This window comes from Acinetobacter sp. UBA3132 (assembly GCF_002364825.1).
GTDB lineage: Bacteria > Pseudomonadota > Gammaproteobacteria > Pseudomonadales > Moraxellaceae > Acinetobacter > Acinetobacter schindleri.
Genome location: NZ_DEZM01000192.1, coordinates 37,764 through 41,582, shown reverse-complemented (window position 1 = coordinate 41,582; position 3,819 = coordinate 37,764). Strand labels below are relative to the sequence as shown.

4 protein-coding genes are annotated in these 3,819 nt (G+C 45.8%); all 4 read right to left on the bottom strand.

Going from position 1 to position 3,819, the window contains the following annotated elements; translation table 11 throughout:
* On the bottom strand, window positions 1-185 hold a 185-nt coding region (locus B4033_RS10520; protein WP_286833759.1), incomplete at its 3' end, for an OsmC family protein.
* 342 nt (window positions 186-527) lie between these two features.
* Window positions 528-1,298: a hypothetical protein gene (locus B4033_RS10515; protein WP_286833755.1), complete on the bottom strand. Its 771-nt coding sequence runs from the start codon at window positions 1,296-1,298 to the stop codon at window positions 528-530.
* Window positions 1,299-1,425: 127 nt separating this feature from the next.
* Window positions 1,426-3,081 (bottom strand): choline dehydrogenase, encoded by a 1,656-nt coding sequence (betA, locus tag B4033_RS10510; protein WP_286833752.1) that lies wholly within the window; start codon window positions 3,079-3,081, stop codon window positions 1,426-1,428.
* 12 nt (window positions 3,082-3,093) lie between these two features.
* On the bottom strand, window positions 3,094-3,819 hold a 726-nt coding region (locus B4033_RS10505; protein WP_286833748.1), incomplete at its 5' end, for an aldehyde dehydrogenase family protein.

Genomic DNA, 3,819 nt, shown 5'->3' with positions numbered 1-3,819 from the left:
CGTGCTGCGCAATAGACTTTGACAAAATAAGCCGCACAAAGTGCCGATGACGCCAGAAAATAATCGAATGGGCCGGGTGCCGAACCATCGCCTTTATAGCGGATCGGCTGATCGGCGATTACCGTGAAGTCATCGAACTTGGCTTCCTGGCGAAGATTATCGAGATAATTGACCTTAATTTCCATGTGGATACCTAAATATTCTTACGTGCCGTCACGGACAGATAAGATGCTGAATCTGAATATACAAGCCGGTTCACGGAGGAGAACTTGAATGAAAAATAAAAAATGGTCAGGTTATACCATTTAACTAAGTGTCTGGATAACGCTGCCGAGAATGGGCGCTATTATAGAATTATTTTATGAAATTGATAATATTTGTCTGAAATTCTGGCAGATTAAACCAAACCCTCAACCTTTCCTGAGCTGCCGGAGCATGAATCAACTTCAAGTCATGGCTTATGCTATCAATCAATAGTTGCAGATAAGGCAGATTTTCACCCGCCTAGTCTGAATGATTTCATAATTTTAAAAATCATAACTCAGTGCAACTACTGCAAGATTACGCTGCTTGTCATCATAACGGTCATAACCGCCAAAGATATATTCACCAGACACACTCAACTGCGGTAAAAGCGTATAACTAAGTCCGGTAGAAGCATAACGAAAGGCAAACTGCTTTTCGGTATCGCCCAGTTCACCACCTTCGTATTTGCCTTCATCGTTAAAATAGCTCCCTGCTGCCGTAACGCTGGCATTCAGGCGATCATTTAACTGGTGGCTCAGATTCAGTGTATAAAAAGTATCGCCCTGATTGGCATAAGCCACATCATACAGATAGGCCGAGATGCTGGCCCCGATACTGGTCTGATCATTCAACGCACGACTGACATTCAAGCCCAGCTCATTGCCAGTCGTGTTCTCACCACCCGGATAATAATAGGTTGCATTCCACAGATCCAAGTCATAATTTTTGCTGCTATGGGTATAACCCACCAGAAAATCATGCTCGAATTTATCTGAACGATGTCCCTGACGTCCCTGCACTTCTGCATAAGAATATCCAAGCATAGATCCCCAATATCCGACATAAAAATTGCCATAAGCCAGATTCAATGCAGCCTGCACAGCAACATCATCATTTTCAGGTGCATTGGTTAAACCACGGGAGACATATTTCGAAACTACGCTAATATTTCCACTCGTTTCGATTTTTTTTGTTTCTATATCATCGGCATAACAGTAAAGACTTGAAACAGCAGCACAGCCAAACAGCACTGCTTTATATAACATTTTCATAAAATATAAATTGTATTAAGCACAGGCTAAATAAGACCTAAACCGGTGACGGCCTTATAAAGCTTGAGGTAAATTAAATTTTGCTTTATTCCTGTTTGCACTCGGCAACAGAAAATGAAGCTATGAGTTAAGCGGGAGATGCCTTGTAGAAAGGTGCAGATGAAGGCGCAAGAGCAGGCTTGCCACGAATATGGTCTGCCAGTTTTTCAGCCATCATAATGGTGGTTGCATTGAGGTTACCGGTAATAATCAAAGGCATAATCGAGGCATCAATCACACGCAGACTCTGCATTTCATGCACGCGTCCATAACCATCGACTACCGCCATGTCATCTTCACCCATTTTACAGCTGCAAGAGGGATGATAAGCCGTTTCTGCATGCTGACGCACAAATTCATCAATCTCGGCATCGGTCTGTACCTCTTTACCTGGACTGATTTCTTCACCGCGATAAGGATCAAGTGCCGGCTGCTGCATAATTTCCCGGGTGATCCGGATCGCATCACGGAACTCACGCCAGTCCTGTTCCGTACTCATATAGTTAAACAGAATACTTGGATGCTCAAACGGGTCTTTGGATTTCAGACGGACACGGCCACGCGACGGTGAGCGCATTGAGCCAACATGAGCTTGAAAACCATGCTCGTGAATGGCGTTGGTACCATTGTAGTTAATCGCAATCGGTAAAAAGTGATACTGAATATTCGGCCATTCAAATTCATCTGAAGAGCGGATAAAACCACCTGCTTCAAACTGATTGCTCGCGCCAATGCCCTTACCCAAAAATAACCATTCTGCCCCAATCATCGGCTGGTTATACCATTTCAAAGCCGGATATAAGCTAACCGGTTTTTTGCACTTATATTGCAAGTACATTTCCAGATGGTCTTGCAGGTTTTCACCCACTCCCGGTAAATCCTGAACTACAGGAATATCCAGACTTTTTAACAGGTCAGCCGAACCCACACCAGAACGTTGCAGGATTTGCGGTGATGCAATTGCACCAGCACAAAGTAGCACTTCACGATCGGCAAACACCTGAATCGGCTGCAAGGTATTTTGCCCCTCGAAATACTCTACACCTATCGCCTGTTTCTGGTTAAACAGAATTCTATTGGTCATGGCATGGGTAATAATCGTCAGGTTGTCGCGACCTTTGGCCATGTCCAGATAACCGCGTGCAGTACTGGAACGACGGCCTTGCGGCGTCACAGTTCGATCCATCGGACCAAAGCCTTCCTGTTGATAACCGTTCAGATCATCAGTACGTGGATAACCGGCCTGTACACCCGCTTCGATCATGGCATGAAACAGTTCATTATTGCCCTGTTTAGGCGTTGCCACCGAAACCGGTCCAGAATCGCCATGATAATCATTGCCACCAATATCACGGCTTTCCGCTTTTTTATAATATGGCAGACATTCGGCATAGCTCCAGTGTCCAAGCCCCTTCAGGCTGGCCCATTGTTCCAGATCCATGGCATTACCGCGAATGTAGCACATGCCGTTAATTAACGAGGAACCGCCCAAGCCTTTACCACGACCGCATTCCATCCGACGGTTATTCATATGTGGTTCGGGGTCGGTCAGATAGGCCCAGTTATAGCGTCGTCCCTGTAATGGATAAGCCAAAGCGGCTGGCATCTGGGTTCTAAAATCCAGACGATGATCCGGACCACCCGCTTCCAGCAACAAGACTTTGATCTCTGGATCTTCCGTTAAACGCGCAGCCAGTACATTACCCGCAGAACCTGCACCAATAATAATATAGTCGTAATTCATTCATCCTCCCCCTTATGCGTTAAACACGGATTGGAAAGGACTGAGTTCGACCTGAACTGACTTGGTCTGGGTATATTGCTGTAGTGTAACAATACCGTTTTCGCGACCGACACCCGAATGTTTATAGCCACCGACAGGCATTTCTGCCGGTGATTCGCCCCAGGTATTGATCCAGCAAATACCGGCTTCGATCTGATGAATGATCCGATGGGCGCGAGACAAATTAGGCGTGACTACACCAGCGGCCAGACCATATTCTGTGGCATTGGCACGTTGAATCACTTCTTCTTCAGAGTCATAACTGAGGATACTCATGACCGGTCCAAAAATTTCATCACGGACAATTGTCATGTCGTCACGGCAATCGGTAAATACCGTGGGTAGCACGTAAGCACCTTGGGCAAATTGCTCATCTTCGGCACGGCCACCACCACAAAGTAAACGAGCACCCTCTTTTTTGCCCTGTTCGATATAATCCAGCACTTTTTCCATATGAGAGAAGCTGGAAACTGGACCGAAATTGGTCTCAGGATCAAGTGGATCCCCCATACGGATATAAGGAATACGCTGCAAAATCTTGTCTTCAAATTCTGCTTTCAAGGCCAAAGGAATAAATACCCGGGTTCCATTGGTACAGACCTGACCGGAACTATAGTAATTGGCCATCATGGCAATATCTGCTGCCAGATCCAGATCGGCATCTTCACAGATAATCAGCGGGGATTTTCCGCCCAGCTC

Coding starts and splice junctions, on each gene's coding strand:
- B4033_RS10515 (WP_286833755.1), bottom strand. CDS start 1,298: ATGAAAATGTTATATAAAGCAGTGCTGTTTGGCTGTGCTGCTGTTTCA.
- betA (WP_286833752.1), bottom strand. CDS start 3,081: ATGAATTACGACTATATTATTATTGGTGCAGGTTCTGCGGGTAATGTA.